Annotated in this window: 25 protein-coding genes; 16 read left to right on the top strand and 9 right to left on the bottom strand. The window is 68.9% G+C overall.

Annotation, left to right across the window (positions count from 1 at the left end):
• Positions 1 to 84: 84 nt before the first annotated feature.
• Positions 85 to 1,479 (bottom strand): helix-turn-helix domain-containing protein, encoded by a 1,395-nt coding sequence (locus C8J24_RS04815; protein WP_107931457.1) that lies wholly within the window; start codon positions 1,477 to 1,479, stop codon positions 85 to 87.
• A gap of 101 nt (positions 1,480 to 1,580) precedes the next feature.
• On the opposite strand from C8J24_RS04815, the gene C8J24_RS04810 reads away from it, so the two are divergent.
• The 12 genes from C8J24_RS04810 (at position 1,581) to C8J24_RS04755 (ending at position 17,075) form a co-directional block, all read left to right on the top strand.
• Positions 1,581 to 3,107, top strand: coding sequence for an acyl-CoA carboxylase subunit beta (locus tag C8J24_RS04810; protein ID WP_107930688.1), 1,527 nt, complete (start codon positions 1,581 to 1,583; stop codon positions 3,105 to 3,107).
• A 59-nt stretch (positions 3,108 to 3,166) separates the two neighbouring features.
• Complete coding sequence (locus tag C8J24_RS04805; protein ID WP_031441841.1) at positions 3,167 to 3,469, top strand: hypothetical protein; 303 nt, start codon at positions 3,167 to 3,169, stop codon at positions 3,467 to 3,469.
• Positions 3,466 to 3,678 carry a hypothetical protein gene (locus tag C8J24_RS04800; RefSeq protein ID WP_037530777.1) on the top strand — a complete coding sequence of 71 codons (213 nt, stop codon included), beginning with the start codon at positions 3,466 to 3,468 and terminating at the stop codon, positions 3,676 to 3,678. Before C8J24_RS04805 ends, C8J24_RS04800 begins: the two co-directional genes overlap by 4 nt.
• Complete coding sequence (locus C8J24_RS04795) at positions 3,675 to 4,193, top strand: hypothetical protein (RefSeq protein ID WP_043158376.1); 519 nt, start codon at positions 3,675 to 3,677, stop codon at positions 4,191 to 4,193. Before C8J24_RS04800 ends, C8J24_RS04795 begins: the two co-directional genes overlap by 4 nt.
• The gene (gene mce / locus C8J24_RS04790; RefSeq protein ID WP_107930686.1) at positions 4,190 to 4,609 is read left to right on the top strand and encodes a methylmalonyl-CoA epimerase; all 420 of its coding nucleotides are present in this window, start codon (positions 4,190 to 4,192) and stop codon (positions 4,607 to 4,609) included. Before C8J24_RS04795 ends, mce begins: the two co-directional genes overlap by 4 nt.
• A gap of 130 nt (positions 4,610 to 4,739) precedes the next feature.
• Positions 4,740 to 5,525 (top strand): enoyl-CoA hydratase-related protein, encoded by a 786-nt coding sequence (locus C8J24_RS04785; RefSeq protein WP_107930684.1) that lies wholly within the window; start codon positions 4,740 to 4,742, stop codon positions 5,523 to 5,525.
• A gap of 321 nt (positions 5,526 to 5,846) precedes the next feature.
• Entirely contained in the window at positions 5,847 to 7,997 is a 2,151-nt protein-coding gene (gene scpA, locus C8J24_RS04780) for a methylmalonyl-CoA mutase (protein WP_107930682.1), read from the top strand.
• A 113-nt stretch (positions 7,998 to 8,110) separates the two neighbouring features.
• Positions 8,111 to 9,154 carry a biotin synthase BioB gene (gene bioB / locus C8J24_RS04775; protein ID WP_107930680.1) on the top strand — a complete coding sequence of 348 codons (1,044 nt, stop codon included), beginning with the start codon at positions 8,111 to 8,113 and terminating at the stop codon, positions 9,152 to 9,154.
• Positions 9,145 to 9,516, top strand: coding sequence for a lysozyme inhibitor LprI family protein (locus tag C8J24_RS04770; RefSeq protein ID WP_107930678.1), 372 nt, complete (start codon positions 9,145 to 9,147; stop codon positions 9,514 to 9,516). The genes bioB and C8J24_RS04770 overlap by 10 nt, the downstream gene beginning before the upstream one ends.
• 55 nt (positions 9,517 to 9,571) lie before the next feature.
• Entirely contained in the window at positions 9,572 to 11,608 is a 2,037-nt protein-coding gene (locus tag C8J24_RS04765) for an acetyl-CoA carboxylase biotin carboxylase subunit (protein WP_107930676.1), read from the top strand.
• Positions 11,609 to 11,997: 389 nt separating this feature from the next.
• Positions 11,998 to 14,397 (top strand): DUF3772 domain-containing protein, encoded by a 2,400-nt coding sequence (locus C8J24_RS04760; protein WP_107930674.1) that lies wholly within the window; start codon positions 11,998 to 12,000, stop codon positions 14,395 to 14,397.
• 65 nt (positions 14,398 to 14,462) lie between these two features.
• Positions 14,463 to 17,075: a TonB-dependent receptor plug domain-containing protein gene (locus C8J24_RS04755; RefSeq protein WP_107930672.1), complete on the top strand. Its 2,613-nt coding sequence runs from the start codon at positions 14,463 to 14,465 to the stop codon at positions 17,073 to 17,075.
• Between the two features lie 78 nt (positions 17,076 to 17,153).
• On the opposite strand, the gene C8J24_RS04750 is transcribed toward C8J24_RS04755, so the two are convergent.
• Together C8J24_RS04750 and C8J24_RS04745 are read right to left on the bottom strand one after the other, a co-directional pair.
• The gene (locus C8J24_RS04750) at positions 17,154 to 18,704 is read right to left on the bottom strand and encodes an ABC transporter permease/substrate-binding protein (RefSeq protein ID WP_107930670.1); all 1,551 of its coding nucleotides are present in this window, start codon (positions 18,702 to 18,704) and stop codon (positions 17,154 to 17,156) included.
• Positions 18,701 to 19,462 (bottom strand): ABC transporter ATP-binding protein, encoded by a 762-nt coding sequence (locus tag C8J24_RS04745; RefSeq protein WP_107931456.1) that lies wholly within the window; start codon positions 19,460 to 19,462, stop codon positions 18,701 to 18,703. The genes C8J24_RS04750 and C8J24_RS04745 overlap by 4 nt, the downstream gene beginning before the upstream one ends.
• 53 nt (positions 19,463 to 19,515) lie before the next feature.
• Here C8J24_RS04745 and C8J24_RS04740 point away from each other — a divergent pair, with 53 nt between their 5' ends.
• Positions 19,516 to 20,301, top strand: a complete 786-nt coding sequence (locus C8J24_RS04740) for an SDR family oxidoreductase (protein ID WP_031440926.1) — start codon at positions 19,516 to 19,518, stop codon at positions 20,299 to 20,301.
• Between the two features lie 121 nt (positions 20,302 to 20,422).
• Here C8J24_RS04740 and C8J24_RS04735 read toward each other — a convergent pair whose 3' ends face one another.
• Positions 20,423 to 20,719, bottom strand: coding sequence for a 4a-hydroxytetrahydrobiopterin dehydratase (locus C8J24_RS04735; RefSeq protein ID WP_031394518.1), 297 nt, complete (start codon positions 20,717 to 20,719; stop codon positions 20,423 to 20,425).
• Between the two features lie 47 nt (positions 20,720 to 20,766).
• On the opposite strand from C8J24_RS04735, the gene C8J24_RS04730 reads away from it, so the two are divergent.
• The 3 genes from C8J24_RS04730 to C8J24_RS04720 are packed head-to-tail and all read left to right on the top strand — an operon-like array spanning position 20,767 to position 22,411.
• On the top strand, positions 20,767 to 21,189 hold the full coding sequence (locus tag C8J24_RS04730) for a metallopeptidase family protein (RefSeq protein WP_234387565.1): 423 nt from the start codon (positions 20,767 to 20,769) through the stop codon (positions 21,187 to 21,189).
• The gene (gene ccmA, locus C8J24_RS04725; protein WP_167396661.1) at positions 21,186 to 21,770 is read left to right on the top strand and encodes a heme ABC exporter ATP-binding protein CcmA; all 585 of its coding nucleotides are present in this window, start codon (positions 21,186 to 21,188) and stop codon (positions 21,768 to 21,770) included. Before C8J24_RS04730 ends, ccmA begins: the two co-directional genes overlap by 4 nt.
• Positions 21,770 to 22,411 carry a heme exporter protein CcmB gene (locus C8J24_RS04720; RefSeq protein WP_107930664.1) on the top strand — a complete coding sequence of 214 codons (642 nt, stop codon included), beginning with the start codon at positions 21,770 to 21,772 and terminating at the stop codon, positions 22,409 to 22,411. Before ccmA ends, C8J24_RS04720 begins: the two co-directional genes overlap by 1 nt.
• A 62-nt stretch (positions 22,412 to 22,473) precedes the next feature.
• Here C8J24_RS04720 and C8J24_RS04715 read toward each other — a convergent pair whose 3' ends face one another.
• From C8J24_RS04715 to C8J24_RS04695, 5 genes are all read right to left on the bottom strand, one after another.
• Complete coding sequence (locus C8J24_RS04715; RefSeq protein WP_107930662.1) at positions 22,474 to 23,349, bottom strand: class I SAM-dependent methyltransferase; 876 nt, start codon at positions 23,347 to 23,349, stop codon at positions 22,474 to 22,476.
• Positions 23,346 to 24,746: a threonine synthase gene (gene thrC / locus C8J24_RS04710; RefSeq protein ID WP_107930660.1), complete on the bottom strand. Its 1,401-nt coding sequence runs from the start codon at positions 24,744 to 24,746 to the stop codon at positions 23,346 to 23,348. Before thrC ends, C8J24_RS04715 begins: the two co-directional genes overlap by 4 nt.
• An 11-nt stretch (positions 24,747 to 24,757) precedes the next feature.
• Positions 24,758 to 25,390 (bottom strand): SURF1 family cytochrome oxidase biogenesis protein, encoded by a 633-nt coding sequence (locus C8J24_RS04705; protein ID WP_277352401.1) that lies wholly within the window; start codon positions 25,388 to 25,390, stop codon positions 24,758 to 24,760.
• The gene (locus C8J24_RS04700) at positions 25,387 to 25,770 is read right to left on the bottom strand and encodes a DUF983 domain-containing protein (RefSeq protein ID WP_107930658.1); all 384 of its coding nucleotides are present in this window, start codon (positions 25,768 to 25,770) and stop codon (positions 25,387 to 25,389) included. Before C8J24_RS04700 ends, C8J24_RS04705 begins: the two co-directional genes overlap by 4 nt.
• 237 nt (positions 25,771 to 26,007) lie before the next feature.
• On the bottom strand, positions 26,008 to 26,934 hold the full coding sequence (locus C8J24_RS04695) for a cytochrome c oxidase subunit 3 (protein WP_031441784.1): 927 nt from the start codon (positions 26,932 to 26,934) through the stop codon (positions 26,008 to 26,010).
• Positions 26,935 to 26,953 lie beyond the last annotated feature (19 nt).

The following is a 26,953-nucleotide window of genomic DNA, read 5'->3' as shown; positions in this document are numbered from 1 at the left end:
ACGGCCCTCGTGACTCCGCGTCGCCTCACGTTATTTCCGGCCCCCAACTGGGCCCCGGCCTTCGCCGGGGAGGTGGCCTAGTCGTCACACCACCTCATACGGCACCGCGCCGCGGCGGTTGGGGTCGACGCGGATTTCGCTGGCGGCGGGGGGGAAGGCGCGCTGGTCGCAGTCGGGGCGCAGGCAGATGCGGCAGGATGCGCCGATCGGGGTGGCGATGCCGCCGGTGCCGAGTGCGTCGGCATAGATGAATTCGGACGCGTTCGCCTCCTCGCAGCCCAGCGCCACCGCATAGCGGCGCGCGGGCCGGGTATAGGTTTCGGACGGTTTCACCAGCCCCTTGGCCATCGAGACGTAGCGGATGCCGTCGCTGGTCTCGAGCAATTGCGTGAGGATGCGGTCGGGGATCGCGACCGCTTCGTGGACGATCCACAAAGGGCAGGCGCCGCCGAAGCGCGCAAACTGGAGGCGGGTGGCGGAGTGGCGCTTGGTGATGTTGCCCGCCATGTCGACGCGGCAGAAGAAGAACGGGATGCCGAGCGCGCCGGGGCGCTGCAAGGTCGAGAGCCGGTGGCAGGTCTGTTCGAAGCTGGTGCCGAAGATCCGCCGCAGCCGGTCGATATCGTGGCGGACGCTGCGCGCCTCGCTACGGAAGCGGGTATAGGGCATGACGATCGCGCCTGCGGCGTAATTGGTGAGCCCCGCGGTCAGCAGCGCGCGCGCGGTTTCGGACGCCATGTCGGAGGCGGCGACGATGTCGGCGATCAGATCGGCGAATTCGCCGCGCGCGACCTGATGCGCGAGCGAGAAGAGCGTGGTCTCGCCGGGTTGCGATCCGTCGAGCCGCAGCGTCGCGCCGTCATAGTCGCGTAACGGTGCGGCGAGTGCGCCCGAGATTGTCACCGAGACGCCGCGCGCCGCGAGCCGCGCCTCGAGCGCTGTGATCCGGTCGCTGCCGAGCGTCTCGCCGATTTCCTCCGCACGGCGATCGAGCGTGTCGACATAATTGCCCGCGGCGTGAAACCAGTCGCGGACATCCTCCCAGGGGAGCAGCCCGGGCGCGCCTGACCCCGCAACCAGCCGGTCATCGAGCGCGCGCAACTGCTCCTGCGCGCGGCGATAGGCGTCGTGCATCGCGACGAGCCGCTGGGCGAGCAGCGGCTGGTGCTTCACCGCGCGGCGGATCGCGCTTTCGTCCAGAGTCGGCGCCGCGACGCTGGTGTCGGTGACGGCCTCGAGTGTCGCGACGAGCAGCGCGGTGTCGTCGGCGGCGTCGATGCTGCCCCAGTCGGCGGGGAATTCGCGTGCCAATGTGACGAGCACCGCCTCGCTGACCGGGCGGTCGCCATTCTCGATCTGCGAGAGATAGCTGACCGAGATGCCGATCCGGACCGCCATCGCTGCCTGGCTGATCCCGAGCGTGCCGCGAAGCGCGCGCAGCCGGTGTCCGACGAAGAGGCGGCGTGGGGGTGTGGTCATGCCGCGGGTGTAGTTTGCAAACATGGGTGGCACAAGTTTGCAACATTGCATTTGCGCAAAGGCTCACGCTCTGTGAAAGCCCCCAGCAGGACGGAGAGACGATGTCATCGACGATCGAAGAGCTTGAACGACGCCGCGAAGCCGCAAGAGTGGGCGGGGGTATCAAGCGGATCGGAGCGCAGCACGCCAAGGGAAAGCTCACCGCAAGGGAGCGCCTTGACGTGCTGCTGGACGAGGGATCGTTCGAGGAGCTCGACATGTATGTCGAGCATAATTGCGTCGATTTCGGCATGCAGGACCAAGTGATCCCCGGCGACGGCGTGGTCACGGGATCGGGCACGATCAACGGCCGCCTCGTCTTCGTGTTCAGCCAGGATTTCACGGTATTCGGCGGGTCGCTCAGCGAACGCCACGCGCAGAAGATCTGCAAGGTGATGGACAGCGCGATGAAGGTCGGCGCGCCGATCATCGGGCTGAACGACAGCGGCGGCGCGCGCATCCAGGAGGGTGTCGCGAGCCTTGGCGGCTATGCCGAGGTGTTCCAGCGCAACGTGCTGGCGAGCGGCGTCGTGCCGCAGCTGTCGCTGATCATGGGGCCTTGCGCGGGCGGCGCGGTGTACAGCCCGGCGATGACCGACTTCATCTTCATGGTGAAGGATTCGAGCTACATGTTCGTGACCGGGCCCGACGTGGTCAAGACGGTGACGAACGAGGTGGTCACGCAGGAGGCGCTGGGCGGCGCGGTGACGCACACGACCAAGACGTCGGTCGCGGACAATGCGTTCGAGAACGACATCGAGGCACTGCTCGCGGCGCGCGACTTCTTCGATTTCCTGCCCGAATCGAACCGTGCGGGCGTTCCCGAGCGGCCGACCGCGGACGAGTGGGACCGGGTCGAGGAGAGCCTCGACACGCTGATCCCGGCGTCGGCGAACCAGCCCTATGACATGCACGAGCTGATCCGGAAGGTCGTCGACGAGGGCGATTTCTTCGAGACGCAGCCGGCGCATGCGGCCAACATCATCACCGGCTTCGGGCGGATCGAGGGGCGGACCGTCGGTTTCGTCGCGAACCAGCCGATGGTGCTCGCGGGCGTGCTCGACATCAACAGCTCGAAAAAGGCGGCGCGGTTCGTGCGCTTCTGCGACGCGTTCGAGATCCCGATCGTGACGTTCGTCGACGTCCCCGGCTTCCTGCCCGGTACCGCGCAGGAGCATAACGGCATCATCAAGCACGGCGCGAAACTGCTGTTCGCGTACGGCGAGGCGACCGTGCCGAAGATCACCGTGATCACGCGGAAAGCCTATGGCGGCGCGTATGACGTGATGGCGTCGAAGCATCTGCGCGGCGACCTCAACTATGCGTGGCCGACCGCGGAGATCGCGGTGATGGGCGCCAAGGGCGCGGTCGAGATCATCTTTCGCGGCAAGACGCCCGAGGAGATCGCCGAGCGGACCGCAGAGTATGAGGCGCGCTTCGCCAACCCGTTCGTCGCGGCGAGCAAGGGCTTCATCGACGAGGTGATCCAGCCGCATTCGACACGGCGGCGGATCGCGCTGGGCCTGCGTAAGCTGCGCGGCAAGGCGATCGAGAATCCGTGGAAGAAGCATGACAACATCCCGCTCTGAGGGGGCGGCTTGTTGGGTCATGCCAAGCACATTATCATGTCATGCGAAGGAGTCGTGACATGCAGACCGAACGCGTGACGTTTCTGACCACCCCCGATCACAAGGCGGCGCTCGACGCGTTTGCGGCGAGCAACGGCATGTCCGTGGGGCATGTCGTTCGCGAGGCGACCTCGCGCTATGTCGTCGAGGGCGACATGACCGAGGACGACCGCTTCAAGCTGTTGATCCACGAACTCGACGAGGCGCTCCCGGCGATGCACGCCGCGCTCGATGCGGCGATCGAGGGACAGCAGCGTCTGCGCGCCGATATCGACGCCAGGCTGCGCGAGGCCGGCCTGCTCGACGCGGAGCGTGTCGCATGAGCATGATCGGCGACGCGATGCGGACGATCGAATCCGTCATCCTGCTCCGCAGCAAGGTCGAGCGATTGAACGAGGAACTTGCCGCGACCAACGGGCAGGTGCGACGCGTGGTCGACTCGGTCATCCAGATCAACGGACGCCTGATCCGCCTGGAAACGTTCGAGGAAATGCGGTCCGGGATACGACCGACCCCGAGGATCGAGCAATGATCGCGCTTCTGCTTCTCCAAGCCGCGGCTGCGACAAGCACAGCAACGCCCGCGTGGAAGCTCGCCGACCGGACCAATGCGGCGGGGGTGCGGAGCATCTCCACCTCGGTCACGGGCAATGACGGGCTGTCGCGGTTCGTCGTGAAGTGCGACGTCGGGACCGAATCGATCGTGTCGATCCAGTTCATCCAGCCGCAGTCGCTCGGGCAGGGCGCGGACAAGCCGGTCGCGGTGCGCTTCGATGGCGGGCCGGCCTTTACCTATAACTGGCAGTTTCCGGGGACGGGGACCTACATCACCGATCCCGTGGCGATCACCCGGCTGACGACGTTCCTGGTGAAATCGAAGACGCTGCGGGTCGAGGCGACCAACGGCGCAGGCTTTGCGGTGCAGGCCAATTTCGTCGCGCCGGCGAGCGATGCGATGGTGCGGCAGGTGCTGGGGGTGTGCGGCTACACGCTGGGCGTCGTGCCACCGCCGCCGCCTGCGCCGCCCGCGGCGGAGGATGCGCAATGAGTCTTGGCCGCCTCAACCATGTCGGGGTCGCGACGCCGTCGATCGCGAAGTCGGTCGAGACGTATCGGGTGCTGCTCGGCGCGACCGCGATCGGCGAGCCGTTCGACCTGCCTGCGCAGGGCGTGAAGGTGTGCTTCATCGATGCGCCCAATACGCAGATCGAGCTGATCGAGCCCTATGACGAGAGTTCGCCGATTGCGGGGTTCCTGCGCAAGAACCCGGCGGGGGGGCAGCATCATGTGTGTTTCGAAGTGGCCGATATCGCTGTGGCGGTCGCGGAGCTGAAAGCCAAGGGCGCGACGGTGCTCGGCGAACCGCGGATCGGTGCGCATGGCACGCCGATCGTGTTCGTCCACCCGAAGGACTTTGGCGGCATGCTCGTCGAGTTGATGGAGACGCCGGGGGAGGATCATTGACCCCGCATCCTTCGTCCGTTCGTGCTGGGTGTGGTCGAAGCGCGTGGGACTCAGGCCCTTCGACTTCGCTCACGGCGAACGGAAGGGGTGGGGCTAGCCGACTGGGGCGTAATCGATGGGGGAGACTGGCATGACCGCGTACGAGCATATCCTGAGCGAGCGGCGTGGCGACGTGCTGGTGCTGACGCTCAACCGGCCCGACCGGCTGAATGCGGCGCCGCCGGCGATGTTCGAGGAGCTGCGTGTGGCGCTCGGCGATCTGGACGGTGCGCGGGCGGTGCTGATCGCGGGTGCGGGGCGGGCGTTCTGTTCGGGCGCGGATGTCGGTGGCGGGGCGCTGGGGTCGGACGATCCGGGTGCGGCGACCTATCAGGCGCTGACCGGCAGCTATAATCCGGCGATGGCGGCGATCGCCGAGCTGGGCGTGCCGGTGGTAAGCGCAGTGCGCGGGCCGGCGGCGGGGATCGGGTGCAGCCTCGCGCTTGCCGCGGATTTCTGTGTCGCCAGCGAGAGCGCGTATTTCCTCCAGGCGTTCGTCAATATCGGGCTGGTGCCCGATGGCGGCGCGTCGTGGATGCTGCCGCGGCTGATCGGCCGCGCGCGGGCGACCGAGATGATGATGCTGGGCGAGCGGGTGCCCGCGGCCAAGGCGCTCGACTGGGGGATGGTGCACAAGGTCGTCGCGGACGACGCGCTCGACGCGGAGGCGTTCGCGCTGGCGGAGCGGCTGGCGGCGATGCCGACGGTGGCGCTGGGGCTGATGCGGCGTGCGATTACGGCTGCGTATGCGAGCGATTATGCGGGCGCGATGGAGGCCGAGGCGGTCAACCAGCGGGCCGCGCGCGGGTCTGCGGATTCGATGGAGGGCGGGATCGCGTTCCTGACGAAGCGCAAGCCGGTGTTCACGGGGACGTGACGCTCTCGAACGCCACCACCCCGGCGGAGGCCGGGGCCCAGTTGGGCAGCGGCGGATTGGCTGGTGCTGCGCTTCGTTACTGCGACCTTTCCACTTGGGCCCCGGCCTTCGCCGGGGTGGTGTTTTGGGCATGACTGGCGCGACGAGTTCGACCCGTTCAGACGGGCACGCCGGTGTTCATGGGGCCATGGCGCCCATCGATCGCGCCACCCCGGCGGAGGCCGGGGCCCAGTTGGGCAGCGGCGGATTGGCTGGTGCTGCGCTCAACTATTTCGACCTTTCCAACTGGGCCCCGGCCTTCGCCGGGGTGGTGTTTCAAGTATGACTGATACGCACAAACCAAATCCGACGCTTGCCGAGTGGGAGGCCGCTGCCGCGAAAGAGGTGAAGGGCGCCGACCTGACCTGGGCGACGCCCGAGGGTATCGACGTCAAGCCGCTCTATACCGCGGCGGACGTGACCGCCGACCCCGGCCTCCCCGGGTTCGCGCCGTTCACGCGCGGGGTGCGGGCGTCGATGTATGCGGGGCGGCCGTGGACGATCCGGCAATATGCGGGGTTCTCGACCGCGGAGGCGTCGAACGCGTTCTACCGGCGGAATCTTGCCGCGGGGCAGAAGGGGCTCTCCGTCGCGTTCGATCTGGCGACGCATCGCGGCTATGACAGCGACCATCCGCGCGTGACGGGCGATGTCGGCAAGGCCGGCGTCGCGATCGACAGCGTCGAGGACATGAAGATCCTGTTCGACGGCATCCCGCTCGACAAGATGTCGGTCAGCATGACGATGAACGGCGCGGTGATCCCGATCCTCGCCTTCTTCATCGTCGCGGGCGAGGAGCAGGGCGTGCCCCGGCACCTGCTCGACGGGACCATCCAGAACGACATCCTCAAGGAGTTCATGGTCCGCAACACCTACATCTACCCGCCCGAGCCGAGCATGCGGATCATCTCGGACATCTTCGGCTATACCAGCCGCGAGATGCCCAAGTTCAACAGCATCTCGATCAGCGGCTATCACATGCAGGAGGCGGGGGCGACGCAGCTCCACGAGCTCGCCTTCACGATCGCCGACGGCATGGAATACGTCAAATACGGCGTCGCGAGCGGGCTCGACATCGACAAGTTCGCCGGGCGCCTCTCGTTCTTCTTCGCGATCGGCATGAACTTCTTCATGGAGATCGCCAAGCTGCGTGCGGCGCGCGTGCTGTGGCACCGCGCGATGACCGAGCTGGGCGCGCAGGACGAACGGTCGAAGATGCTGCGCACGCATTGCCAGACGTCGGGCGTGTCGCTGACCGAGCAGGATCCGTACAACAACGTCATGCGCACGACGATCGAGGCGATGGCGGCGATGCTGGGGGGCACGCAGTCGCTCCACACCAACGCGCTCGACGAGGCGATCGCGCTGCCGACCGACTTTTCCGCGCGGATCGCGCGCAACACGCAGATCGTGCTGCAGGAAGAGACGGGGATGACCAAGGTCGTCGATCCCTTGGGCGGCAGTTACTATGTCGAGAGCCTGACGCAGAGCCTGGTCGACGGGGCGTGGACGCTGATCGAGCGGATCCAGGCCGAGGGCGGGATGGCGAAGGCGGTTGCGGCGGGCTGGCCCAAGGCGATGATCGAGGAGGCCGCGGCGGGGCGCCAGGCGCGCGTCGATCGCGGCGAGGACGTGATCGTCGGCGTCAACAAGTACAAGCTGGCCGAACAGGACGCGATCGAGATCCTCGACGTGGACAATGTCGCGGTGCGCGCCGGCCAGGTCGAGCGGATCGCGCGGGTGAAGGCGACGCGCGACGAGGATGCGTGCCGGGCGGCGCTGGATGCGCTGCGCGAGGGGGCGAAGGGGTCCGAGAACCTGCTGGCGCTGGCGGTCGAGTGCGCGCGGACGCGGGCGACGCTGGGCGAGATCTCGTCGGCGATGGAGGATGTGTTCGGGCGCTATGGCACGCAGCCGACGCCGGTGTCGGGCGTCTATGGCGGCGCGTATGAGGATGATGCGCGCTGGACGCGGCTGACCGACGGGGTCGCGGCGACCGAGCGGCGGCTGGGGCGCAAGCCGCGCATGCTGGTCGCCAAGATGGGGCAGGACGGGCATGACCGCGGCGCCAATCTCGTCTCGTCGATGTTCGGCGATCTGGGGTTCGAGATCGTGCCGGGGGCGCTGTTCCAGACCCCGGCGGAGGTCGCCGCGCTGGCGCTGGCCAAGGACGTCGACGTGGTCGGCGCGTCGAGTCTGGCGGCGGGGCACAAGACGCTGATCCCCGAGCTGATCGGCCACCTGCGCGAGGCGGGACGCGCGGATATCAAGGTGATCGCGGGTGGCGTTATTCCCGCACAGGACTATCAGGCGCTGCGTGATGCCGGGGTCCAGGCGATCTTCGGACCCGGCACCAACCTGATCCAGGCCGCCGAGGACGTGTTGAAGCTCCTCGGCCATAATATGGGCCCGCAAGAGGAAGCCGCAGAATGACCGATACGATGATCCGCACGAGCCCCTCCGGTGACGGCTATGGGGCGCCTGCGAGCCCCTCCCCTTCAGGGGAGGGGTTGGGGTGGGGTTCCGCCGCGAACGCGACGTCGGATATGCGGACGGGCCCCACCCCCAGCCCCTCCCCTGAAGGGGAGGGGGGCACGGTGCGTATGGACTGGACGCGCGCGGAGATCGCGGCGTTGTTCGACCTGCCGTTCGACGAACTCATGTACCGGGCGCAGACCGTGCACCGGGCGCATCATGCGGTGAGCGAGGTGCAGCTGTGCACATTGCTGTCGATCAAGACCGGCGGGTGCCCCGAGGATTGCGGCTATTGTTCGCAGTCGGCGAGCGCGGACACGCAGCTGAAGGCGGAAAAGCTGATGGACGTCGATGCCGTGCTCGCCGACGCCGCGCACGCCAAGGCGGCGGGATCGCAGCGGTTCTGCATGGGCGCGGCGTGGCGCAACCCGAAGCCGCGCGACATGCCGAAGGTCGTCGCGATGGTCGAGGGCGTGCGCGCGATGGGGCTGGAGACGTGCATGACGCTCGGGATGCTCGATGCGGAGCAGGCGCGGCAGCTCGCCGATGCGGGGCTCGATTACTACAACCACAATATCGACACCTCGCCGGAGAATTACGGCAACGTCATCACCACGCGGACGTTCGAGGACCGGCTGGAGACGCTGGCCAACGTGCGCGATGCGGGCATCTCGGTGTGCTGCGGCGGGATCGTCGGGATGGGTGAGACGCGCGGCGATCGCGTCGGCTTCGTCCACGCGCTCGCCACGCTGCCGCGGCATCCCGAAAGCGTGCCGGTGAACGCGCTGGTGCCGGTCAAGGGAACGGTGCTCGGCAACATGCTCGCCGACACGCCGCTCGCCAAGATCGACGATATCGAGTTCGTGCGGACCGTCGCGGTCGCGCGGATCACGATGCCGCTGAGCATGGTGCGGCTGTCGGCAGGACGCGAGAGCATGTCCGAGGCGACCCAGGCGCTGTGCTTCATGGCGGGGGCGAATTCGATCTTCACCGGCGACACGCTGCTGACGACGGGCAATGCGGGCGACAGCGCGGATGCGGCGTTGCTGGCGAAGCTGGGGATGACGCCGATGACGGGTGCCGAACCGATGCGCGAGGCCAAGACATGCTGCTGATCGCACTCCTGGTCGCCGCCGCGCCGATGCAGCCCCAGTCGCAGGCGCAGGCGCAGATGACCCGGTCCGCGGGCAGCAGCTATGCGCAGGCGGACGCGGCGATGACCGCGCAGTGGAAGCGGACCTATGCCTATATGAAGCGGCGCGATGCGCAGGACACGTCGCGTGGCGGTGGCTTCGGGTTTGCGGGATCGCTGCTCGAAAGCCAGCGCGCGTGGCTGAAGTTCCGCGACACGCAGTGCGTGATCGAGGGCGGGCAATATGCCGGCGGATCGGCGCAGGCGATGACGATCGCCGGCTGCCGCACCGGCCTGACCAAGGCACGGACCGCGCAGCTCAAATCGATGATCTGGTACCAGTAAATACACGTCCGCACCCGGCGCCAAGCCGGGGAGACGGCACAGTTTAGGGCGAGAGATGTTCAAGAAAATCCTGGTCGCCAATCGCGGCGAGATCGCATGCCGCGTGATGCGCACCGCCAAGGCGATGGGGATCAAGACCGTCGCGGTCTATTCCGACGCCGACGTGCGCAGCCCGCACGTGCTGATGGCGGACGAGAGCGTGCGGCTGGGGCCAGCGCCTGCGGCGGAGAGCTATCTCAAGGCCGAACTGATCCTGCTGGCGGCCAAGGAGACGGGCGCGGACTGTATCCATCCGGGTTACGGCTTCCTGTCCGAGCGCGAGAGCTTTGCGCGGGCGTGTGCCGAGGCGGGGATCGCGTTCGTCGGCCCGCCGCCGGCTGCGATCGCGGCGATGGGCGACAAGATCGAATCGAAGAAGCTCGCCAAGGCGGCGGGCGTCAACGTCGTGCCGGGCTATCTCGGCGAGATCGCGGACACCGACGAGGCGGTGCGGATCGCGGGCGACATCGGCTATCCGGTGATGATGAAGGCGTCGGCGGGCGGCGGCGGCAAGGGCATGCGGCTGGCCTATAGCGAGCAGGACGTCCGCGAAGGCTTCGAGGCGACCAAGCGCGAGGGGCTGGCATCGTTCGGCGACGACCGCGTATTCATCGAGAAGTTCATCGAAAGCCCGCGGCATATCGAGATCCAGCTGATCGGCGACCAGCATGGCAACATCGTCTATCTCAACGAGCGCGAATGCTCGATCCAGCGGCGGCACCAGAAGGTCGTCGAGGAGGCGCCGTCGCCGTTCGTGACGCCCAAGATGCGGAAAGCCATGGGCGAGCAGGCGGTCGCGCTGGCGCGGGCGGTCGGCTATTATTCGGCCGGGACGGTCGAGCTGATCGTGTCGGGCGCGGATACGAGCGGCGAGGGGTTCTACTTCCTCGAGATGAACACGCGGCTCCAGGTCGAGCATCCGGTGACCGAGGAGATTACCGGGCTCGATCTGGTCGAGCTGATGATCCGCGTCGCGGCGGGCGAGCCGCTGGGGTTCGCGCAGGACGACGTGAAGCTGAACGGCTGGGCGATCGAGAACCGGGTCTATGCGGAGGATCCGTATCGCGGGTTCCTGCCGAGTATCGGGCGGCTGGTGCGGTATAATCCGCCCCTCCCGTTCGCCCCGAGCGAGGGTGCTTCGACTTCGCTCAGCACGAACGGTGTAGACTCCGCCGAACCCCGCGTTCGTGTCGACGACGGCGTGCGCGAGGGGGGCGAGGTCAGCATGTTCTATGACCCGATGATCGCCAAGCTGATCACCTGGGCGCCGACGCGCGAGGGGGCGGTCGCGGCGCAGATCGCGGCGCTCGACGCGTTCGAGCTCGAGGGGCCGGGGAACAACATCGATTTCCTGTCGGCGATCATGCAGCATCCGCGCTTCCAGTCGGGTGCGCTGACGACCGGGTTCATCGCCGAGGAATATCCCGACGGGTTCCACGGCGCGCCCGCGGATGTGGCGTTGCTGACGACGCTGGCCGCGGTTGCCGCCTTTGCCGCGACCGCGGAGGCCGATCGCGCGCGGCGGATCGACGGGCAGCTCGGGCGGCGGTTGCGCCCGCCTGCGGACTGGGTGGTGACGATCGGCGGGACCGATCACGACGTGCGCGTGTCGACCGACGGGATTTCGGTCGATGGCGTCGAGCTCGATTTGTCGCTCGAATATACGCCGGGGGACCGGATGGTGATGGTCGAGGGCGACGAGCATCTGACGATCCGGATCGCGAAGGCGCGTGCCGGGTTCAGGCTGACGACGCGCGGCGCGAGCCATGTCGCGCGCGTGCTGCCCGCGCGGGTCGCGCCCTATGCCGCGCACCTGATCGAGAAGGTCGCGCCCGATCTGTCGAAATTCCTGATCTGCCCGATGCCGGGGCTGCTGGTGCGGCTCGACGTGGCGGCGGGGGACCGGGTCGAGGCGGGGCAGGCGCTCGCGGTGGTCGAGGCGATGAAGATGGAGAATATCCTGCGCGCGGAGAAGACCGGCGTGGTGAAGTCGGTGTCGGCGGCGGCGGGGGACAGCCTGGCGGTGGATCAGGTGATTTTGGAGCTGGAATAGGTTTGAGCCCTTGTGTCCCCGCGCAGGCGGGGACCCAGACTGGGCTCCCGCCTTCGCGGGAGAACATGGGCTCCACCACCCCGGCGGAGGCCGGGGTCCAGTTGGGGGACGTGGCTGGGCTGATGCTGCGCGTCGTTACTCGAGCCTTCCCACCTGGGCCCCGGCCTTCGCCGGGGTGGTTTGGGGTGGGGTGGGGTGGGGCTATCGCTCCGTGCGCCACCCCGGCGGAGGCCGGGGTCCAGTTGGGAGACGTGGCTGGGCTGATGCTGCGCGTCATTACTTCAGCCTTCCCACCTGGGCCCCGGCCTTCGCCGGGGTGGTGTGTAGGGGGGGCGGGCCATCGCGGCGGGCTCTCCCGTTTTTGGCTGTGACGCTGTAGAGCCGGGCGGATGATCGTTCCCCGCTATTTCGCCGCGTTGCTGCTGCTCGTGTCCGCTCTGCCTGCCGTCGCGCAGGACGAGGCGAAGGTGGCGTCGGTGGCGGCGGGGCTGACGCGGGCGTCGGCGGAGTTGCAGGCGGTCGACGATGCGGCGGTCGAGGCGCGTGACGATGCGGCGCGGCAGGCGTTGCGGACGCGGGCGGAGGCGGTGCAGGCGACCGCAGCGGAGGCGGTACGGGTGCTGACGCCCGAAATGGCGCTGGTCCAGGCGAGGGTGACCGAGCTGGGCGCGGCGACGCCGGGGGTGGTCGAGGCGCCCGAGATCCGCCAGCAGCGCCGATTGCTCGCGCAGAGCCAGTCGGCGATCGATTCGGCGATCAAGCGCGCGCGGCTGATCGGGGTCGAGGCCAAGCAGCAGATCGACGATATCGGTGCGGCCGAGGCGGAGGAGCTGGGCCAGCAATTGTCCGAGCGCAGCGCGTCGCCATTGTCGCCGACTTTGTGGACCGCAATCGTCGATCACCTGCCGCGCGACACCGCGCGGCTGAACCGGTTCGCGGCGACCGGCGTGCGCCAGTTCGTCCAGCGGTTCGACATGCAGGCGGCGATGATCGCGCTGACCGGGCTGCTCGCCGCACTGGTGCTGCTCGTGCCGGTGCGCGGTGCGCTCCACCGGCTGGGGCGCGGCTATGCGACCGATCATGCGCCGGGGGGGCGGATCCGGCGGTCCGCCTATGCGCTGTGGCTGGTGGTGATCGGCACGATGTTGCCCGGATTCGCCGCGCTGGCGTTCGTCCAGTCGCTGCGCTGGTCCGCCTTGCTGTCGCCCGCGTTCGACCAGATCGCGACGCGTTTTGTCGGATTGTCGTTCTTTGCCGCCTTCCTGTCGGCGTTGGGCGGCGCGTTGCTGTTGCGCGCGCAGCCGAGCTGGCGGCTGTTGCCGATCGGCGACAGCGCAGCGCAGACGCTGCGCCCCTTCACCTGGGCGGCGGCGGGGTTGGTGTTCTTCGGCCAGCTGCTGATCACGGCCAACGCGCTGGTCGGCGCGAGTGCGGCCGCGTCGACCGCGGCGAACGCGCTGATCGCGCTGCTCCACCTGGCGCTGATCGCCGGCGTGCTGGTCGCGCTCGGGCGGCTGAGGGCGGCGGCACAGCCCGATCCCGAGAAGCCCGCCCGCAACAGCCTGCTCGCGATCGTCGCGCTGGTCGTGTGGCTGGCGGTGCTGGTCGCGTTCGTCGCGACGCTGACCGGATACGTCAATTTCGCGCTGAAGACCGCGCAGTGGATGGTGTGGGGGGCGATCGTCGGCGCGACTTTGTACCTGATGATGACCTTCACCGACGACGCCTGCCGCGCCGCGCTCTCGAGCAGCAACCGGATCGGCCGCAGCGCGAACAGCGGGTTCGGCGTCGGCAACCGGACGGTCGACCAGATCGGCGTGCTGCTGTCGGCGGTGCTGCGGCTGATGCTGATCATGCTGGCGTTCGGCGCGGTGATGGCGCCGTTCGGGGCGGGCGTGACGTCGGTGTTCGAGCTGTTCGGGACGCTTGCGGGCGGGATCACGGTCGGCGAGATCACGATATCGCCGGGCGCGGTGCTGCGCTCGATCGCGGTGCTGTTCGTCGCGCTGGCGATCATGCGCGGGCTGCAGCACTGGCTGGTCAACAGCTATCTGCCGACGACCGCGATGGATGCGGGCGCGCAAAATTCGGTGACGATGGTCGCGCGCTATGCGGGGATCATCGCCGCGGTGCTGTGGGCGCTCGCCGCGCTCGGGATCGGCATGGAGAAGCTGGCGGTGGTGCTCGGTGCGCTGTCGGTGGGCATCGGCTTCGGCCTGCAGGCGATCACGCAGAATTTCGTGTCGGGGCTGATCCTGCTCGCCGAGCGGCCGGTCAAGATCGGCGACTGGGTGCGGATCGGCAATCAGGAGGGCGATGTGAAACGGATCAACGTGCGGTCGACCGAGATCCAGGTCGCCGACCGATCGACGCTGATCGTCCCCAATTCGGAGCTGATCACCAAGACGATCCAGAACATGACGCTGGCCGCGCCGATCGGGCGGATCCAGCTGCAATTCTCGGTGCCGATCGAGAGCGATCTCGACGCGGTGCGGACGATGCTGTTCACCGCCTTTGCCGACCAGAGCGAGGTGCTCGACGATCCCGAGGTGAAGGTGTTCATCGATTCGGTTGATGGCGGCCGCGCGAAGCTCAACTGCTTTGCCTATGTCGCGAGCCCGCGCGATGCCTATCCGGTGCGCAGCGCGCTGCTGTTCACGCTGTTGCGCCAGTTCCGCGAGGCGGGGATCGACCTAGGCGCGACGACGACGCGGATGGAGCTGATCGGGACGCCGCCCGCCGTCGGGGCCGCCGGAATCATGGCCGGACCGACCGACGCGGCGCGGTGAAGCGGCATAATCCTGCGACAATTGGCCCCTAGGTGCCGGGGTCAGGTCGATGGGATGTCAGGGTTATGCGTACACTGGGTTTGATGCTGGCGGTGAGCCTGCCGGCGATGGCGGCGGCGCAACAGGCGCCTGCGCCGGTACCGGCGACAGAGGGCGCGCAGACGGACGGTGCCGCAGCCGAGCCGGAGGATAGCGTCGAGGGCGAGGAGATCGTCGTCACCGGATCGCGCAAGCTGCCCGGATCGGTGGTCGGCGACATTCCGCCCGACCAGACGCTCGGCCAGGCGGACATCCGTTCCTACGGCGTCAGTTCGGTGTCCGACCTGCTCGCCGAACTCAGCCCGCAGACGACGAGCGGGCGCGGCAGCGGGGGCGCGCCGGTGGTACTGCTCAACGGGCGGCGCATCTCGAGCTTTTCGGAAATCCGCGACATCCCGACCGAGGCGATCCAGCGCGTCGAGATCCTGCCCGAGGAGGTCGCGCTGAAATATGGCTATCGCGCGGACCAGAAGGTCGTGAACTTCGTGCTGCGCCGCCGCTTTCGCGCGGTGACCGCGGAGGCGATCGACCGGATGCCGACCGAGGGGGGGACGAACACGCCGCAGGCCAAGCTCGATCTGCTGACGATCGCGCGCGACCGGCGGGTCAACCTGCATGCCGAATATACGACGAGTTCGGCGCTGACCGAGGCGGAGCGGGACATCGTGCCGATTGCGGGGGGCAACGGCAGCGGGGCGGTGGGAGCGGGCGGCACGGTCGTCGATCCGACGCCGTTCCGCACGCTGCAGGGCCAGACGAGCACCTTCACCGCGAACAGCGTCTATGCGCGCAACATCTTCGGCAATGTCGGCGCGACGATCAACGGACGGCTCGAATCGACCGACAGCCGCAGCCTGAACGGCCTGCCCGTCGCGGCGCTGACGCTGGCGGACGGCAGCGTGATCAACCGTGCGCTCGACGATCCGGGCTTCCTGCCGCTGGCGCAGCGCGCGTCGTCGATCGCGGCGCATCTGGGCACGACGCTGAACGGCGATGCCGGCACGTGGCGCTGGACGGTGACGGGCAATTACGATCGCAGCGATACGCAGACCTTCACCGATACGGGCGTCGATGCGGGCGCGTTCAATGCGCGGCTGGCGGCGGGCGATCCGACCGCGGTGCCGCTGGGCGCGCTGACCGCGGCGGATATCGGCGCGGCGGCGGGCAATCGCGCCTATGCGACGCAGAGCATCGGCGGGATCGACGCGGTCGCCAATGGCCGGCTGTTCGCGCTGCCCGCGGGCGACGTGTCGACGACGCTCAAGCTGGGGGCGGAGACCGCCGATTTCGACAGCCGGTCGGATCGCGGCGGGTTCGCGCAGCGCGGGCAGGTGGCGCGCGACACGGTCAACGGCCAGGTCAATGTCGACCTGCCGATCGCGAGCCGGTCGAAGGACGTGCTGCCGTTCCTTGGCACGCTGTCGGCGAACTTCAACCTGGCGCAGGATCATTTGTCGGATTTCGGCACGCTGACCACGCTCGGCTATGGCGCGAACTGGGCGCCGATCCCGGCGGTGCGGCTGATCGCGTCGGTGACCGACACCGATCAGGCGCCGACCGCGCAGCAGCTGGGCAATCCGTCGATCACGACGCCCAATGTCCGCGTGTTCGATTATGTCCAGGGCACGACCGCGACCGTCACCACGATCAGCGGCGGCAATCCCGGGCTGAGCGCGGACAATAACCGCGTGACCAAGCTGGGGCTGACGGTGAAGCCCTGGGCGGGGCGCGAGGTGACGCTGACCGCCAATTATGTCGACAGCCGGACCGACAATCCGATCGCCGCCTTCCCGGCCGCGACCGCGGCGATCGAGGCGGCGTTTCCCGACCGGTTCGTCCGCGATGCGACGGGCGCACTGTTGCAGGTCGACCGGCGGCCGATCAATTTCGCGCGCAGCGAACGCTCCGAACTGCGCTGGGGGATCAATTTCTCCGCGCCGCTGAAGTCGAAGATCCAGCGCGAGCTCGAGGCGTTTCGCGCGGGGACGGGGCCCAATCCGTTTGCCGGGATGCAGCCGCCGGGCGGTGGGCGGCCGCGGGGTGAAGGGGCAGGCGGGCGCGGCGAGGGTGCCGGGCCTGGTGAGGGACGTGGCGGCGGTGGTCCGGGCGGCGGGGGCGGCGGCTTCGGGCGTGGCGGGCGCGGGCAGGGCGGCGGGCGTGTCCAGTTCGCGCTGTATCACACCTGGCGCTTTACCGACCGCGTGCTGGTCGCGGAGGGCGGGCCGAGCCTGAACCTGCTCGACGGCGATGCGATCGGCAATAATGGCGGGTCGGCGCGGCACAGCCTCGAGGCGCAGGCGGGCTATAGCAACAATGGCCTCGGCGCGCGGCTGTCGGCGAATTACGCGGCGGGCACCCGGGTCGATGGCGGGACCGCGGCGGCGCCCGAGACGCTCAATTTCGGCGGGCTGGCGACCGCAAACGTGCGGCTGTTCGCGGATCTGGGGCAGCGGCTCGAATGGGTGAAGGCGCGGCCGTGGCTGCGCGGGATGCGCGTCACGCTGTCGGTCGACAATGTGTTCAACACGCGTCAGCGGGTGACGGATGCGAGCGGGGCGGTGCCGAATACCTATCAGCCGGATTATCTGGATCCGCTGGGGCGGACGGTGCGGCTGAGCGTGCGGAAGCTGTTTTTCTGAGGCTCGCGTCATCCTGACGGAAGTCAGGATCCAGGGTAACGGAGCGCTGTTCTGCTTGGCTCTGGATCCTGACTTTCGTCAGGATGACGGAAGGCCGATCTTGCTGGCGAGCCAGCGGGCGGCGGCTTCGGGGGTCTGTTTGTCGGTGTCGCGGTCGACCTGGTAGTTGGCGGTGCGCATCGCCTCGACCGGGACGCGGCCGACGAGCGGGCGGAGCGCTGCGGTGAAGCGGGCGTCGTTCGCGCGCGCGGGGGCGACCATCAGGATCGCGTCATAGCCGGGGATCGCGTGGCGCGGGTCGGTGAGCACGGTCAGCTTGTCTGCGGCGATCCGGCCGTCCGAGGAAAAGGCCGAGATGACGTCCGCCTTCCCGCTCTGCAACGCGCGGTACATGAAGGTCGGGCTGTACGGCGTGGTGCGCGCGAAGCGGAGCGGATAGGCGCGTTTCACCGCCGCCCATTCGGGGCGTTCGAGGAATTCGAGGTCGCTGCCGAGCGTCAGGCCGGGCGCGGCCTTCACCAGATCGTCGAGGCTCGCGATACGCTGGCGGCGCGCCACGTCCGCCTTCATCGCAAAGGCATAGGCGTTCTCGAACCCGAGCGTGCCGACCAGGCCGACGCCGTGCGTGCTCTTTGCCCAAGCGCCGATATCGGCGACCATCTTCGTGCGCTCGGGCACGTCGCTGCGCTTCATCTCGTTGGCCCAGATCGTGCCGGCATAATCGACATAGACGTCGATATCGCCGCCTGAGAGCGCACCGAAGACGAGAGCCGAGCCGAGCCCGTCGCGATAGGTGACGGTGTAGCCGGCGCGCGTCAGCCGGTCGCCGATCAGCCGCGCGAGGATATATTGCTCGGAGAAATTCTTCGCGCCGACGACGACCGTCCGGTCGCCGCCGCCGCCGCGGGGCCAGAGCGGCGCGGTGGCGAGCGCGGTCCCTGTGACCAGCATCGCGGCGCTCGCGATCCAGAGCCAGCGACGGCGTGCGCGGATGCCCTGTTCGATCCCGCCGATCAGCGCGTCGACGATAAGCGCGAGCGCCGCCGCGCTGACGCAGCCGGCGAGGACCAGCGCCCAGTTCTGCGTCTGGAGCCCGGCGAAGATCAGGTCGCCCAGACTCGGCTGGCCGACCGTGGTCGACAGCGTCGCCGCGCCGATCGTCCAGACTGCGGCGGTGCGGATGCCGGCGACGACGACGGGCGCGGCGAGCGGGGCCTCGACGAGGCGGAGCTTCTGCGCGGGGGTCATGCCGACCGCGTCGGCGGCCTGCGACACCGCGGGATCGAGCCCCTGCAGCCCCGCGACCGCGTTGCGCAGGATCGGCAGCAGCGCATAGAGCGTGAGCGCGATCAGCGAGGGGAGGAAGCCCAAGGCCGGGATCCCGCCGCCGACGAGCGCGGACAGGCTGAGCAGCAGCGGATAGAAGAGTGCGAGCAGCGCGAGGCTGGGGACCGTCTGGACGAGGCTGGCGAAACCCAATGCGACGCGCGCGACCGCGGCGTTGCGCGCGGACCAGATGGCGAGCGGCAGGCTGATCGCGATGCCGAGCAGCAGCGCCGCCGCGGAGAGCAGCACGTGGCTGGCGAGCAGCGGTGGCACGCGGGTCAGCGCGTCGAGGAACGCACTCATGCGACGAGCGCCCGGAGGCGGTCGGCCTGCGCGCGGGGGACCTGGACCAGAGCCTGCGCGTCGTCGCCGCCCTCACCCGCGACGAGCGCGGCAGGGGTCGCATCGGCGACGATCCGCCCGGCCTTCATGACGAGCACGCGGTCGGCGAGCAGCAACGCCTCCGCCATGTCGTGCGTGACGAGGATGGTGGTGAGGCCCAGCCGGTCGTGCAGCTCGCGGATGCGCGTGCCGAGCGCGTCGCGGGTGACGGGATCGAGCGCGCCGAACGCCTCGTCGAGGAGCAGGAGCTTTGCCCCGGGTGCGAGCGCCCGGGCGATGCCGACGCGCTGGCGCTGGCCGCCCGACAGCGCGTCGGGCAGGCGCCCGGCGATGCCGCGCGGCAGGTCGACGAGATCGAGCAGCGCACCGACATCGGCCTCGTCGCCGCGGCCGGCGATGCGCAGCCCGATCGCGATATTCTCGGCGATCGTCATGTGCGGGAACAGACCGATATTCTGGAAGACATAGCCGACCCGGCGACGCAGTGCGGGCGCGGGACCGTGCGTGACGTCGGTGCCGTCGAGCAGGACGCGGCCATCGCTGGGCTCGACGAGGCGGTTGATCGTCTTGAGGAGGGTCGACTTGCCCGATCCAGACGTGCCGACGAGCGCGACGAAGCTGCCGCCCGCGATCTCGAGCGAGACCGCATCGACCGCGATCGTAGCGCCGTAAGCCTTGGTGACGCGTTCGAAAGCGAGCGCTGGAGATTGATCTGGCATCTGGGCGCAGGATGCGGGAAACATACCGCAAAATCAAACGGAGAGGATCGGCCATGAGCCAGCAGAGCATATTCATCACCGGCGGCGGATCGGGGATCGGCCGCGCGACCGCTTTGCTGTTCGCGCGCAAGGGCTGGCGGATCGGGCTGGCGGACGTCAGCGCCGCGGGGCTGGCCGAGACCGCGGCGCTGCTGCCCGAGGGGGCGTCGACCTATGTCATGGACGTACGCGACCGCGACGCGTGGGTGGCGTCGCTCGATGCGTTCACGGCCGTGACGGGCGGGCGGCTCGACGTGCTGTTCAACAATGCCGGGATCGGGTCTGGCGGACCGCTCGCGACGACCGACTTCGCCGAGATCGACCGGGTGGTCGGGGTCAATCTGGTCGGCGTGCTGAACGGCGCGAAGATCGGTCATGGCTATCTGAAGCGGACGCCGGGATCGTGCCTGCTCAACACCGCATCGGCGTCGGCGATCTATGGCTCGTCGGGGCTGGCGCCCTATTCGGCGACCAAGTTCGGGGTGCGCGCGATCACCGAGGCGCTCGACGGCGAATGGGCGGGCGACGGGATCAAGGTGCGCGCGATCGTGCCGAGCTTCATCGACACGCCGCTGCTGAACACGACCGCGGGGGGATCGAACCGGTCGATCCGCGAGACGGTGACGGGCGCGGGGCTCGAGCTGACCGGGGTCGAGGCGGTCGCCGACGCGGCCTGGGCGGCGGTGCACGGCAACGCGGTTCACACCTATGTCGGCAAGACCGCGCACCGTATGGCGTTCGCCGCGCGCTGGATGCCGGGGTCGCTGCGCAAGCGGATGCGGCGGAGCGTGAAGCGGTAGGGGGGCTTCCGTCATCCCGGGTTTGATCCGGGACCCAGAGTCACGGGCGTTGCCGTTTGTGGCTCTGGGTCCTGACTTTCGTCAGGATGACGGGAGGGGCGTCAGGATGACGGGAGGATCGTCAGGAGTCGCCGACGATGGCGTCGATGGCTTCGGCCATTTCGATGTCGCGGGGGGAGAGGCCGCCGGCGTCATGGGTGGTCAGCAGGATCTCGACGCGGTTCCAGACATTCTTCCATTCGGGATGATGGTTGGCGCGCTCGGCGATCAGTGCGACCTGGGTCATGAAGCCGAATGCCTCGACGAAATCGGCGAACACGATCGTCCGCGTGATCGCGTCGCGACCATCGTCATAATCCCACTCGTCGAGCCCATCGAGCGCCTCGGCCCGCTCGGTCTCGTTCAGTGCCTCGATCATTCGCGTACCCTTGCAGCTATGGATCGCCAACGCGTATGGCTGGAGCCATGAGCGGGCAAGCGACAATCCATGGTGATACGCAGGGGCTCGCGCCCGATGCGGCTGCGATCGAGGCGATCGGGCGCGCGACGATCGCGCGGCTGCCCGCCGAATTCCGCGTGCATCTGGGCGACGTCGTCTTCGCTATCGAGGAATTCGCGGACGAGGAGACGCTGGCAGAGCTCGGCATCGAGCATCCGCTCGACCTGTCGGGGGTGTATCAGGGGCGGCCGCTGGGCGAGAAATCGTCGATGGATAGTGGCGCGATGCCCGACCGCATCACGCTGTACAGGCGTGCGATCCTCGAGGAATGGATCGAGACGGGGGTGCGGCTCGACGATCTGGTCGCGCATGTCACGATCCACGAGATCGGGCATCATTTCGGGCTGAGCGACGACGACATGCATGCGCTGGAAGACGCCGCGGCGTGAGCCTGGCGTTTCGCCGTGTCGCCTGCGACCGCGGCGGACGGCGGCTGTTCGACGACGTGTCGTTCGCGCTGGCGGCGGGTGAGGCGGCGGTCGTCGCGGGGCCGAACGGCGTCGGCAAATCGAGTCTGATCCGGATTGCCGCGGGGTTGCTGCCGCCCGCCGAGGGCGAGGTGACCGCGACCGAGCGCATCGCGCTGCTCGCCGAGGCGGCGGCGCTGGATGCGGAGCGCACGGTGCGCGAGGGGCTGGCGTTCTGGGCGGCGCTCGACGGGGCGGACGGGGTGACGGTCGCGCAGGCGCTCGACGCTGTCGGGCTCGCGGCGCTGGCGGGGGTGCCGGTGCGGATGCTGTCGACCGGGCAGCGGCGGCGGGTGGCGATGGCGCGCGTGGTCGCGTCGGGCGCGCCGATCTGGCTGCTCGACGAGCCGGGCAACGGGCTCGATTCAGCGTCGGTCGGGCGGCTCGAGGCGCTGATCGCGCGGCACCGGGATGGGGGCGGGATCGTGCTGGCCGCGACGCATCTGCCGCTCGCGATTCCGGGGGCGCAGACGATCGTCCTGTCGGGTGAGGAGGCGGCGTGATGCTGGCGCTGACCTTGCGCGACGTGCGGCGCGGCTATGCGGGGGGCGGGGCGGCGCTGGTCGTCGCGTTCTTCCTGCTGGTCGCGGTGCTGTTTCCGTTCGCGATCGGGCCCGATGCGGCGGTGCTCGCGCGGGTCGGGGGCGGGGTGATCTGGGCGGCGGCGCTGCTCGCGGCTTTGCTGCCGGTCGAGCGGCTGGTGGGGCCCGACCTGGAGAGCGGGGTGCTCGACCAGTTGCGCGTGCGCGGGGTGTCGCTGGCGCTGGTCGCGGCCTGCAAGGTCGTTGCGCACTGGGTGGCGTTCGCGCCGCCGCTGATGCTGGCGGCGGTGATCGCGGCGGGGTTGCTCGACCTGTCGGGGGCGACGTTGCTGCGGGTCGAGATCGGGCTGGCGATCGGGACGCCGGGGCTCGCGGCGCTCGCGGTCGCGACGGGCGCGCTGGTCGCGGGGTTGCGCGGCGGGAGCGCGGTGGCGGGGCTGGTGATGCTGCCGCTCGCGGTGCCGTTGCTGATCTTTGGCGCGGGCGCGCTCGACCCGGTCGGCGGGGCGGGGGCGTTCAAGCTGCTCGGCGCGGTGAGCCTGGTGCTGGTGGCGGGGGCGCCGTTCGTGGCGGGGGCGGCGATGCGGGCGGGGATGGAGTAGGCGGGGGCTGTCGCAGGTGCTTCGACTTCGCTCAGCACGAACGGTTTGGGGGTGGTCCCGCTTCAGTCGCGGGACCAGCGGGCCCAGATGGCGGTGGGGAGGGTGAGGCCGCGGGTTTCCTCGCGGACGCCGAGTTCGCCGGCCTCGACCGTGCCCGGCAGGTCGGCGAAGACCTGGTTGAGCAGTTCGCCGATCGCGAGCGCGGACATGCGGACTGCGTAGACGGTGAGAAACAGGAAGCGCGAATTCTCGTCGAGCAGCTTGCGGCAATCGGCGATGAGGCGGGGGAGATCCTCCTCGAGCCGCCAGACCTCGCCCTCGGGACCGCGGCCATATTTGGGGGGATCGAGCAGGATGCCGTCATAGCGACGGCCGCGGCGCACTTCGCGCGCGACGAACTTGGCGGCGTCGTCGGTCATCCAGCGGATCGGCGCATCGGCCATGCCCGACAGCCGCGCATTGGCCTTGGCCGCCTCGACCGATTTCTTCGACGCATCGACATGGACCATGCGGACGCCCTTGGTCGCCATGGCGAGCGTGCCGACGCCGGTATAGCCGAACAGGTTCATGCATTCCGGACTGTCGAGCCCGGCGACGCGCTCACGCATCCAGCTCCACACCGGCGCCATGTCGGGGAAGAAGCCGAGATGGCGGAAGGGGGTGGTCTGCGCGGTGTAGGACACCTCGTTCCATTTGAGCGTCCAGCCTTCGCGGGGCACGGGTTCCGAGAATTCCCAGCGGCCGCCGCCATCCTCGTCCGAGCCGGGGACGAACTCGCCCTGCGCTTTCCAGTCGGTCGAGGCGGGGGCCCACATCGCCTGCGGTTCGGGGCGGATGAAGCGGAAGCGGCCATAGCGTTCGAGCTTCTTGCCGTGCCCCGAATCGATCAGGCCGTAATCCGCCCAGGGTTCGCCGATGAGGGTGTCGAGCGTCTTCATGCCGACGGCTTTGCGCGGTCGGCGATATACGCGGTGATCGCGTCGAAGGTCGCAGGGAGCGTGACGTAACGCTCCTCGCGCTGGAACAGGTCGCCGACACGCGCGGGGAGCGACGGCCGGACGCCGGTCGCGCGCTCGACCGCGTCGCGGAACTTGGCGGGATGCGCGGTAGCGAGCGTGACGACGGGCGTGCCGGGCGGCACCTCGGTACGCAGCGCGGCGGCGAGGCCGATCGCGGTGTGCGGGTCGATCACCTGCCCGGCATGCTCGTGCGCCCAGCGCATCGCGAGCGTCATGTCGTCGAGATCGACGCGGTCGCTCTGGAACAAGGCCGCCGCCCCTTGCGACTGCGCGTTGGTCAGCCGCATCGCGCCCGAGGATTCGAAGCCTGCCATCTGCGCGGCGAGCGCCGTGCCGTCGCGGCTCCCGAGGTCGAACAACAGGCGTTCGAAGTTCGAGCTGACCTGGATGTCCATCGACGGGGTCGGGGTCTGTTCGACGCCGGTCTTCGAATAGTCGCCGCTGCTGAGCGCGCGGTGGAGGATGTCGTTGACGTTGGTCGCGACGATCAGCCGCGCAACGGGAAGGCCCATGCGGGCGGCGACATAGCCCGCGAAGACGTCGCCGAAATTGCCCGTGGGCACGGAGAAGGCGACCTCGCGATCGGGCGCGCCGAGGCGGACCGCGGCGTAGAAGAAGTACACGACCTGCGCCATCAGCCGGGCCCAGTTGATCGAGTTCACCGCGGACAGCGCGAACCGGTCGGAGAAGCCGGGGTCGTTGAACATCGCCTTCACGAGCGCCTGCGCGTCGTCGAAGCTGCCTTCGATGGCGATGTTGTAGACATTGGGGCTGAGCACCGTCGTCATCTGGCGGCGCTGCACGTCCGAGATGCGGCCCGCGGGGTGGAGCATGAAGATGTCGATGCCCTCGCGCCCCGCCACCGCGTCGATCGCGGCCGAGCCGGTGTCGCCGCTGGTCGCGCCGACGATCGTCAGGCGCTTGGTGGTGCCGGCGAGGAAGCGTTCGAAGAAGAGGCCGAGCAGCTGGAGCGCGACGTCCTTGAAGGCGAGCGTCGGGCCGTGGAAGAGTTCGAGCAGCCACTGGTCATGGTCGAGCTGGACCAGCGGGACGACGGCGGCGTGCGAGAAGCGGCCATAGGCCTGATCGCAGAGCGCCTTCAGCTCGTCGCGGGTCATCGCGTCGCCGACGAACGGCGCCATGACGGCGACCGCGGTGTCGACATAGGAGAGGCCGGCGAGCGCGGCGATCTCGTCGCGGGTCATCGTCGGCCATGTCTCGGGAAGATAGAGGCCGCCATCGGATGCGAGACCGGCGAGCGTCGCCGCTTCGAAATCGAGGACGGGGGCCGAGCCGCGGGTGCTGATGTAACGCATGGCCAAGCCGGTTAGCGGGACGCAGCTTTCGACACAACCTTGCCGCGCCTGCCCAGTGCCAGGACATAAATGATCGCGGCGATGGCGGCGAAGAAGAACCACTGGCCGGCATAAGCGAGATGGTTGTTCGGGACCGAGGCGATGTCGGGCTTGCCGTTGGGGGCGAGGCCGGCGGGCGGCGTGTCGGCGACGAGCATCAATCGCGCCGGGGTCGGGTCGAACAGCGAACCGATCAGCGAGCGGCCGTCGGGGGCGTGGGTGATATAGCCCGAGACCGCGCCGCCCGGCCATTGGGACTCGAGCTTCGGATCGCGCGTGGTGCCGAGCTGGACGATCATGCCGGGGCCCTCGGCGCCCGTCCGGCAGTCGGCGATGACGCGAAAGCCCGCCTTGCCCGCGCCGGCGAGGCGGATCGCGGTCGGCTCGAGGCAGACGCCCGTCGCGCGGCGGAAGAGCAGTGTCTCGTCGGGGAGGCTCGGGAACGCCATGGGCGGGCGCGCGGGATTGGCGGCGAGCTGCGCGAGGAACGCCTCCTTTTTGGGGAGGCGGTCGAGCAGCTGCCACAGACCGAGCGCGATCATCGCCGCGACCGCGAGCGCGACGAGCAGCGTCGGGAGAACGGGGAAACGTCGGGTGGTCGTCACGGCTGGCTGCGACCCTCACGCGCGGCGTTGCGATATTCGGCGGACATGAGCGCACCCTTGGCGGCGCGGAGCGACAGGATGACGCCCGCGGCGGTGAACGGGATCCAGACCAGCATGTGCACCCAGAGCGGCGGGTGCAGCGTCAGCTCGAGCGTGATCGCGAGCGCGACGACGATCGCGCCGAGGATCAGCGTCAGGAACGCGGCGGGGCCGTCACCGACGTTGAACTTGCTGAAATCGAGGCCGCAGTTCGTGCAACGGTCGGCGAATTCGGCCCATCTGGCGAAGAGGGTGGGCTTGCCGCAGCGCGGGCACAGGCCCTTGAGCGCGACCTGGGCGATCGGGGGGGCTGAGGCTAGGGGGTCGGGGTCGGGGGTCATGCGGTCAGCGGGTCCGTCCGTGTTTCCCCGCAAAGGCGGGGATCCAGACTGGGCTCCCGCCTTCGCGGGAGAACAGATTGGGGAGGGCGGGCGGTTCGCCGATCGTTACCACCCCGGCGGAGGCCGGGGCCCAGTTGGGGGGCGTTGCTGACTGAGGGCAGCACTTCGTTACTGCGGCCTTGCCAACTGGGCCCCGGCCTTCGCCGGGGTGGAGGGCAGGGATGGAGCGGGCGGTGCTCAACCGCCGTGGACGGGGGCGCCCCAGCCGCCCCAGACATAGACGGTGACGAACAGGAACAGCCAGACGACGTCGACGAAGTGCCAGTACCAGGCGGCGGCTTCGAAGCCGAAATGCTGGCGCGGGGTGAAGTCGCCCTTATAGGCGCGGACGAGGCAGACGATCAGGAAGATCGTGCCGATGAGGACGTGGAAGCCGTGGAACCCGGTCGCCATGAAGAACGCGGCGCCATAGTTGATCCCCTTGAACGGGAACGGCGCGTGCATGTACTCATAGGCCTGGATCGCGCTGAACAGCGCGCCGAGGATGACGGTCAGCCACAGGCCCTTGAGCACGCCGTCGCGGTTGCCGACGCCGATCATGCCCCACAGCCCGGTCTTCTCGCCACCGCGCTGGTTGTGGATCAGCGCATGGTGCGCCCAGGTGACGGTGGTGCCCGACGTCAGCAGGATCAGCGTGTTGAGCAGCGGAAGCTCGAACGGGTTGATGACGGTGAGGCCCTTGGGCGGCCACTGCGCGGCGACCGCGGCCGCACCTTCGGCGGCGCGTTCGACCTGGCCGTCGACGATGCTCATCGCGGTCGGGAAAAGCGAGAAGTCGAAGAACGCCCAGAACCAGCCGACGAAGAACATGACTTCGGAGGCGATGAACAGGATCATGCCATAGCGGAAATGGAGCTGGACGACGGGGGTGTGATCACCCGCGCGTGCCTCGGCGATGACCTGGGCCCACCAGCTGTAGAAGGTGAAAAGCAGCCCGGCGAGGCCGATGAAGAAGATCCAGCCGCCGCCATTGGGCTTGTCGACATGGCCGCCATGCATCCACATGACGCCGCCAACCGCCATCACGAGTGCGGACATCGACCCGACCAGCGGCCAGACGCTGGGCGGCAGGATGTGATAATCGTGGTTCTTGGCGCCGGCCATGGTACTCCCCTATGTTCTT

The organism is Sphingomonas aerolata (assembly GCF_003046295.1).
Classification (GTDB): domain Bacteria; phylum Pseudomonadota; class Alphaproteobacteria; order Sphingomonadales; family Sphingomonadaceae; genus Sphingomonas; species Sphingomonas aerolata.
Note: the sequence above shows the minus strand (reverse complement) of the source record. Positions and strands in the feature narration are given on the sequence as shown.

Coding starts and splice junctions, on each gene's coding strand:
- C8J24_RS04815 (WP_107931457.1), bottom strand. CDS start 1,479: ATGACCACACCCCCACGCCGCCTCTTCGTCGGACACCGGCTGCGCGCG.
- C8J24_RS04810 (WP_107930688.1), top strand. CDS start 1,581: ATGTCATCGACGATCGAAGAGCTTGAACGACGCCGCGAAGCCGCAAGA.
- C8J24_RS04805 (WP_031441841.1), top strand. CDS start 3,167: ATGCAGACCGAACGCGTGACGTTTCTGACCACCCCCGATCACAAGGCG.
- C8J24_RS04800 (WP_037530777.1), top strand. CDS start 3,466: ATGAGCATGATCGGCGACGCGATGCGGACGATCGAATCCGTCATCCTG.
- C8J24_RS04795 (WP_043158376.1), top strand. CDS start 3,675: ATGATCGCGCTTCTGCTTCTCCAAGCCGCGGCTGCGACAAGCACAGCA.
- mce (WP_107930686.1), top strand. CDS start 4,190: ATGAGTCTTGGCCGCCTCAACCATGTCGGGGTCGCGACGCCGTCGATC.
- C8J24_RS04785 (WP_107930684.1), top strand. CDS start 4,740: ATGACCGCGTACGAGCATATCCTGAGCGAGCGGCGTGGCGACGTGCTG.
- scpA (WP_107930682.1), top strand. CDS start 5,847: ATGACTGATACGCACAAACCAAATCCGACGCTTGCCGAGTGGGAGGCC.
- bioB (WP_107930680.1), top strand. CDS start 8,111: ATGCGGACGGGCCCCACCCCCAGCCCCTCCCCTGAAGGGGAGGGGGGC.
- C8J24_RS04770 (WP_107930678.1), top strand. CDS start 9,145: ATGCTGCTGATCGCACTCCTGGTCGCCGCCGCGCCGATGCAGCCCCAG.
- C8J24_RS04765 (WP_107930676.1), top strand. CDS start 9,572: ATGTTCAAGAAAATCCTGGTCGCCAATCGCGGCGAGATCGCATGCCGC.
- C8J24_RS04760 (WP_107930674.1), top strand. CDS start 11,998: ATGATCGTTCCCCGCTATTTCGCCGCGTTGCTGCTGCTCGTGTCCGCT.
- C8J24_RS04755 (WP_107930672.1), top strand. CDS start 14,463: ATGCGTACACTGGGTTTGATGCTGGCGGTGAGCCTGCCGGCGATGGCG.
- C8J24_RS04750 (WP_107930670.1), bottom strand. CDS start 18,704: ATGAGTGCGTTCCTCGACGCGCTGACCCGCGTGCCACCGCTGCTCGCC.
- C8J24_RS04745 (WP_107931456.1), bottom strand. CDS start 19,462: ATGCCAGATCAATCTCCAGCGCTCGCTTTCGAACGCGTCACCAAGGCT.
- C8J24_RS04740 (WP_031440926.1), top strand. CDS start 19,516: ATGAGCCAGCAGAGCATATTCATCACCGGCGGCGGATCGGGGATCGGC.
- C8J24_RS04735 (WP_031394518.1), bottom strand. CDS start 20,719: ATGATCGAGGCACTGAACGAGACCGAGCGGGCCGAGGCGCTCGATGGG.
- C8J24_RS04730 (WP_234387565.1), top strand. CDS start 20,767: ATGAGCGGGCAAGCGACAATCCATGGTGATACGCAGGGGCTCGCGCCC.
- C8J24_RS04720 (WP_107930664.1), top strand. CDS start 21,770: ATGCTGGCGCTGACCTTGCGCGACGTGCGGCGCGGCTATGCGGGGGGC.
- C8J24_RS04715 (WP_107930662.1), bottom strand. CDS start 23,349: ATGAAGACGCTCGACACCCTCATCGGCGAACCCTGGGCGGATTACGGC.
- thrC (WP_107930660.1), bottom strand. CDS start 24,746: ATGCGTTACATCAGCACCCGCGGCTCGGCCCCCGTCCTCGATTTCGAA.
- C8J24_RS04700 (WP_107930658.1), bottom strand. CDS start 25,770: ATGACCCCCGACCCCGACCCCCTAGCCTCAGCCCCCCCGATCGCCCAG.
- C8J24_RS04695 (WP_031441784.1), bottom strand. CDS start 26,934: ATGGCCGGCGCCAAGAACCACGATTATCACATCCTGCCGCCCAGCGTC.